At 58.6% G+C, this 6,780-nt stretch carries 4 protein-coding genes; 2 read left to right on the top strand and 2 right to left on the bottom strand.

Annotated elements, in window-relative coordinates; translation table 11 throughout:
- Together C451_RS01880 and C451_RS01875 are read left to right on the top strand one after the other, a co-directional pair.
- A partial coding sequence (locus C451_RS01880; RefSeq protein ID WP_007737050.1) for a PH domain-containing protein occupies positions 1-236 on the top strand: 236 nt, incomplete at its 5' end.
- 2 nt (positions 237-238) lie between these two features.
- Entirely contained in the window at positions 239-3,628 is a 3,390-nt protein-coding gene (locus C451_RS01875; protein ID WP_007737048.1) for a type IV secretory system conjugative DNA transfer family protein, read from the top strand.
- Here C451_RS01875 and C451_RS01870 read toward each other — a convergent pair.
- Both C451_RS01870 and C451_RS24485 read right to left on the bottom strand, forming a co-directional pair.
- Positions 3,616-4,089, bottom strand: a complete 474-nt coding sequence (locus C451_RS01870; protein ID WP_007737046.1) for a hypothetical protein — start codon at positions 4,087-4,089, stop codon at positions 3,616-3,618. The genes C451_RS01875 and C451_RS01870 overlap by 13 nt on opposite strands.
- A gap of 2,156 nt (positions 4,090-6,245) precedes the next feature.
- The gene (locus C451_RS24485) at positions 6,246-6,539 is read right to left on the bottom strand and encodes a transposase (RefSeq protein ID WP_449271493.1); all 294 of its coding nucleotides are present in this window, start codon (positions 6,537-6,539) and stop codon (positions 6,246-6,248) included.
- Positions 6,540-6,780: the final 241 nt, after the last annotated feature.

Below are 6,780 nucleotides of genomic sequence, written 5' to 3'. Positions count from 1 at the left end.
AAGACGGCTTGCTGCGCCAAAACGTGAGCAAAATCCGCCATGATCGCATCCAGAACACGGCGTGCGACCAATCGCTTGTTGAACGGCTGTTCTCGTTCGGCGACATCACGATCTACACCGCTGGCACTGACACGATGGAAATCAGGCTCACCGACGTTCCACGACCACAGACCGTGAACGGACTGCTCACCGAAGCGCTCGATGAAGCCGCCACTCAGTCCTCACGGAGGGTCTAACAATGGGACTGCGAGATGTGCTACCCGGCGGCAGCGACGACGAGGACAACAGCGAGGAAGGCGAATACCAAGACCAAGCCTATCGGTATGACACGACCAGCACTGAGCGCGTCCAAGGAGCGCCCGTCGTCGCCCACGGTGTCGATACCGAGCTTCCAGAAGGACACCAAGACCGCGACGTGACGTTTGCCAGCCTCCGAGCGCGCGCGATGCTCGCCGACGGCCGCACCAACTCCGACGCCCCGATCTGGCTGGGCATTGGCACGCGCCGAGGCCGGGACGTGAGTATCGAACAGCGCTCGATGTTCCGTCACCTCGCCTGCTTCGGCACGACTGGCTACGGCAAATCCACGCTTCAGAAAAACGTCTTCCGACAGATCGCCGAACTCGGCGCGGGTGGCTGTTATATCGACCCCGGCGGCGACGACGCCGAAGAACTCGTCGAAATCCTCCCCGAGCACCGCCTTGACGACGTTGTATGGATCGAACCCGGCAGCACACGCGGGCGCGTCTCCGGGTTCAACTTCCTCGACACCTCGATCCCGCCCGAATCCGACCAGTTCGACCACGCCGTAGAGTCGTTAGTTGCGGATTTCCGGCATATGCTCGGTGCCTCGCAAGGATGGGGCGCGCGGATGGACGGCGTGACCGCCTCGCTCGTGCGGGCTTCGGCCAACACTGAATACGAGTTTACCCCGGCCGATCTGTTCTATATCATCGAAACCCCGGAGAACAGCCGTCGATTCGCAGAAACTGTCCGCGCGGCCGATCTCGAACTGCTCGCGGATTCGGCGGATAAGATCGCCGACGTGGCCGAGAATGATCCAAACGCGCTCGAACCGCTCTGGCGGCGGTTCAAAGACTGGGTGGAATCGCCCATCGCCCGCCAGTTCATGTCGCTGCGCGATTCACCAATCGACATTGCCAACGCGGTCGATGAAAACAAGCTCATCATCGTGCGGTTAGGGCCCGAGAACGAGGACCTAAAGCAGATGATCGGCACCGCAATCTTCCGGCGTATCTGGTCGGTCATTCGAGCACGTGCGGAGATGGACCGTACCGAGCGCACGCCGTTCTACCTGCTTGCCGACGAGTTCGACAACCTCGCCTCGCAAGATGGTGCAATCGGGCAGATGCTTTCGGAGAGCCGGAAGTACCGCCTCTCGCTGTTCCTGTCGTGTCAAGCGCCCCATCAGATTCAAGACGTGCTCCCGTCGCTCGCGGCGAACTGCGACACGTGGGTCAGTTTCTCGCCCGGGTCGCACAAAGACTCGCGGGCGGTCGCGCGCAATATCGGAATAGATCCTGAAACACTGAAACGTGATACAGAACATCACGTCTGGATGACGCTCGATCTGCCGGAGAAACGCCAGAGTTCCGAACCATTCCGGGCCTACACGCTGCCCGAGTTTCCCCCGATGCGTACCCGTGACGAGCGCGACGAAATAATCGACGAATACCTTCATGACCACGGCCTGCCGACGCAGACCGCCGAGGAGGTCCGTGATTCAATCCTCATTCGCGGCGGTGAGGGTGCGCTGGAACAGTCGGGTGCGCTCGGCCTCGATAGCATGGTCACGGAAGACAACATCCCGACCGACACGATCTTAGAATCCGTCTTCGTCGCCGCCGTCCGCGCCAGCGACGACAACGATGGGACCGAGCCGGTGACGACCGACCACGTTCACGAGGAGTTCGAGAATCGCACTGGCGTCGAGATGAGCGAAGCAAAGTTCTCCCAGCAACTCGAAACCGAGTACGGCGAGCGCGTCGAAGCGCTGCGCGAGGGTACGGAGAAAGCCAGACTCACCGACACCGGACTGAGCAAACTGTTCGAGCAGGACACCGGCGGCGTGGAGAACGCAGGTGGCCCGGCCCATCGGTATATCCTGCGCGAGTCGATGAAGACGTTTCTCGCGCTGGGTGCGGACGCCTATCTCCCCTCACAGGACGGCGAGGAGCTACCCGACGGAGTGGCCGACCTTCCGATCAACCCGCTGGCCGACGCAACCAGCGACAGAGAGTACCAGGAACTCAAAGAGACGTGCGAAACCGAGTATGAACGGCTCTACGAACTATCCGACGGGAAAGACATCGCCATCGAAGCCGAAACCACCACGCTCGAAAAGCCCAAACAGACGCTTACGAACCTGCGGAAAGCCGTCGAGCAAGGGAAGAAATGTATCTTCGCGTGCAAGGACGGCAGCTACGACGAGGACGATTTCGAGAATCCCGACGACGCGCCCAGTCACAGCAGCCTCTTCGAGTATTGGCCCCGGCGCGGTGAGCGCGTCATCCACCACACCGAGGGCAGCGTTCAGAACATCAGCTGTGATTTCGACCGTCTCACGTTCGTCAACGAGACGATTGACCCCACGGACGAGGATGAAGCCGATACAGACAGCGACGAGGATGAAGAGGACGAAGACGACGAGGAGCTAGCGCCGGGACGCATCTTCTACAACAAGAGCAAGAAAATGAAGATCGAGCCGGGCGTCGGCGCACTCCGGCCGAAGGCCACCAAGAGTATGCAGTGGCGCGAGCGCTCGACCGGCGAAGCCGACACCGAGATCGTGCTGGAAGACAAGGGCGGACGCGGCACGGTTCGCTCTCGATTCGAGACTGCCGAGGCGGTATTCGACGCCGACCGCGAGGATGTTCCCGCCTACTACGAGAACACGCCCGACGGCTACGTTGTCCACGCCAATGGCGCACAGAAGACCTACGACACGAAAGGTGAGATGAAGAACGACTTCAAGCCGATCTACCCGCCGTTCATCCCCGAACGCGAGTTCACCGACGAGTCAGGCGACACTCGATACCCGACAGCGGATGATTTCATGTTCGTGGTCTTTCCCGACGACAACAATGACGAGTACGACGAACCGATGATCTACGAACACGGCGAATTGCGGCCGCTCGTTCCCGACGACGAGAGCAGCAGTGATACTGCCACCAGCACCGATAAGGAGGCTGCACCAACCGAGGACAAGGCGTCGTCACAGCAGGCCACAGAAAGCGACGAGGACACGTCTGAGAGCGCGGACGATGGAGGAGTAGCGAGTATCGACGCCCCGTCTCAGTGCCCCGATTGCGAGGAGTGCGATAGATGGAGCGCTGACGGCCGCAACGGGGAATTAGTGTGTGAAAACTGTGAGTATATGCCGCCGAAACAAATGCGAGACGAAATCAGACGCAAGAGAAGACAGATGGAGAGCACCAACGACGAGCAACAGAGCCATGCGGTGGACGAGAATCGGGCGAGTGACGATGCTGATACCACGGCGGACGCAAAGGCACCCGAGGACCATGACGAACACGAGAGCGGGGACGCTTCCGATGACGACTACGGTGGGGCAGTTGAGGGCCTTCGTAGCGGTTATTCCGAGTGATAGGCTTCCAGCGTTGAAATCCGCTCATCCATATTTTCAATCGCATCAGCGACATCATCATCAACTTCTTCCCGGTGATCCAGTCTTCGATCAATCCGATCAATGTCGTCTCGTAACGATTCAATCAGGCTCGCTAGCTGCTCGACTCTCTCTGGCAGGTCAGTAATTGACACGCCTTCTTTATCATCACTTTCCCGTAGGTCTGCCGTTGCCTGCTCACCTTTCTCAGTAAGTTGAATCCGCTTACCCGGAACGACAGTTCCTCCCTCAGTCGGTGGTTGACGAGTCTCGACTAACTCCATCGGCTCAAGATAATTCTCTATCCGGTAGAGGATTACCCGATTCGGTTCAATGCCACTCAAATCCCGAATCTCACTCGTCGTCAGTTCCTCGGTGGCCTCGAATAGCACACCCAGTATTTCATGCGATTTCCAATCTAAATCGGCGACAGTCATCGCCATATCATCTATCAACCTTCAGCCATAATAAACCTTCTTCGAGAATGTTCTCGGAGAGTTGTTCTCAGAGAAATCAACTCGACGTTCTTTCTCCGAAAGATTTCTCGGTGTTTCTCGGTAGGTCAAATCCGCACGTCCATCTAGACCCCCGTCTCTCCTAGAACCGAAGCAAGGTGGACCCCAAGGAGAGCACTAAGAGAGAAGGGGGCGACACTGTATCAAAAAGAAGAACAATAACCGTCTCAACGAAGCCGAATACCGAGGGAGCGAGACACCGAATACCGAGGGAGCGAGACACCGAATACCGAGGGAGCGAGACACCGAATACCGAGGGAGCGAGACNGAGCGAGACACCGAATACCGAGTGAGCGACACAGCGAGAACAGCGATAGCCGACAGCGAAGGGCGACCAGCGAGGGCAGTAAGCAGCGAGCACTAGCAGGGCCGACCCCCAAGCAGAGCGAAGCAGCAGAGGGGATTCACCCCAGCAGAGAACAGCAGGGATTCAAGCCGAAGACCAGCGCCGAGGGATTCAACCCAGCGAAGCAGCGCTGGGGATTCAATCAGCAGTCACATACCGAGGATTCCAGCGAGTGACAGCGCTGGGGATTCAGGCCGAGTGATAGCGCCGAGGAGAAGGGAGAAGATTCCACTCAGCGCAGAGTCCTGGATTTCGAGCCAGCGACGACACCGAGGATTCAGGGCGACACAAAACACCGGGGATTCAGCCCGATATTAGCCAGTGGGATTCAGGTGAAGCTCAACAAGCAGCGGTCAGCAGTAGAAGACCGCTCTCCGCAATCTCGGGGTCAAGCCAGCTCTAGCAGGCTGGGTCCAACCTGTTTCAGCACAACAGGGGTCAGCCAGCGACACAGCGCTGTCAGCAGCCAGCAGTCAGCATCACGACGACACTGGGGGTCAGGCCAGCAGTCACACTACACAGCACTGGAAGACCGCTACTCGACAAGCCGGGGTCAGCAAAGCTCGATCCAGCGACAGCGAGCAATACCGCGTCTCGACACACTGGGGGGTCAGGCCAGCAATAGCGACAGCAGCAGTACCAGCAGTCCGGGGGTCCAGCCTGTTTCAGCACAACAGGGGTCAGACCAGCAATAGCACAGCAACAGCAAATCCGGGGTCAGGCCCCGTGAGTCACCATCTCGGGGTCAGCCTCGGCGCTGACACCGCAACAGCACCGCGACAACAGCGCGAAGCACCGCGAAGAGCGGCGAAGCCGTGACAGCAACGAACAGCACCACAACAACACTACTCTGGGACAGCACAGCACTGTTCGGATCCCGAGTCAGCGAAACACTGCACACTGACCATGCAATCACGACAGCAGCGCTTTCAGCACAAGGGCAACAGCAGTATCAGCAAAGCCCGAATCCCGAGTGAGTGAGGCGAGCAGCGTCAGGCAGCGAGGCGACGATCAGCGATCAGCGATCAGCGTCAGGCACCGAGGCCTGGAATCCCGAGATAGCGGAACACAGCATAGCACTACTCGAATCCCGAGCGAGCGAAACACACTGTATATCGGCCAGCGTGCTCTGTGTCACCAGACTCGACCCCCGGCCGAGCGACACACCGGCAAGACTGCCTAACGGCCGACGAAACTCACGACAGCGCGATACCACAACCGCGACACTCGACCCCCGACCGAACGCAATCCTGACGGCCAGCACACCTATGACCTAGCCGGAGCAAGAGCCAAACGCCGAGTACGGGCGCAGATCGGCCCAGAGCAAAGGAGAACAGAATAGACACCGCTACCCACCGTCATCTCACGCGCTATCAGAGGACACTTCTCCCGTACTCGGCGTTTCTACCCCCGAACAGCGACACGCAGACCGCTCCAAACGATCCCTAACGCGCCAGCATCACTCAGCCCGCAGTCACCGGTTCATACACGAACTGGCAGTCCTCAGTATAGTATACCCTGTTGCACGTTCAAAATCAAATCATCAGACGGAACGATCAGGCCTGAATCTGGACTCCATCAGTAGAGTTGGTGAAACAATGGAATGGTTCCTGATAGAAATGGCTGAATTGGCCGATAAATCAGCCTGATTGGTCGAGCTCCTTTCAGAAAATACAGCCGCCTGAGAGCGATGCCTCTCAGGCGGCGACACCTGTTTTTTGGACAGGTGGCGCGATCGTCAGATGAGCCGACTCGGTGACCGTATCAGCCTTGGTTTGTTCTGCCGTTGTGCCGTGAGAGACGCCGCAACCAACGCTACTGCCGAGAGAACGACGTGAGTCTCGACGTTGTTCTCTTTGCNTGGTTTGTTCTGCCGTTGTGCCGTGAGAGACGCCGCAACCAACGCTACTGCCGAGAGAACGACGTGAGTCTCGACGTTGTTCTCTTTGCGTGCGCGGACGCGATCAAGCCCGGTAAAGGACTTCAGCCGGGAGAACACCCGCTCGACACCTGCCCGCAGGTGTCGATGCATCCGCTCTTTGATCGCCTGGAAAATGTACGTCTCCTCGACGCTTCCGACGGAAACGCCGTACTCCGAGAGTTGCTCCTGTGGCAGCCGTTCCAGGGCGTCGTAGGGACTGTCGATCTCCTCACCGTGTTCCTTGAACAGTTCCTTGATTTCGTCCTTGATCGTCGCTAACGGCGACGATCGGCGAGGATTGATCGCCGTCAGCAACGGACAATCGAGCTGATCCTGACAGAAGTCGCGGTTA

Source organism: Halococcus thailandensis JCM 13552, from assembly GCF_000336715.1.
Taxonomy (GTDB): domain Archaea; phylum Halobacteriota; class Halobacteria; order Halobacteriales; family Halococcaceae; genus Halococcus; species Halococcus thailandensis.
The sequence above is the reverse complement of the archived record's forward strand: the minus strand, read 5'-3'. Positions and strand labels throughout refer to the sequence as shown.

Excerpts from the sequence above, each read along its gene's own strand:
- C451_RS01870 (WP_007737046.1), bottom strand. The coding sequence starts at position 4,089 with ATGGCGATGACTGTCGCCGATTTAGATTGGAAATCGCATGAAATACTG.
- C451_RS01875 (WP_007737048.1), top strand. The coding sequence starts at position 239 with ATGGGACTGCGAGATGTGCTACCCGGCGGCAGCGACGACGAGGACAAC.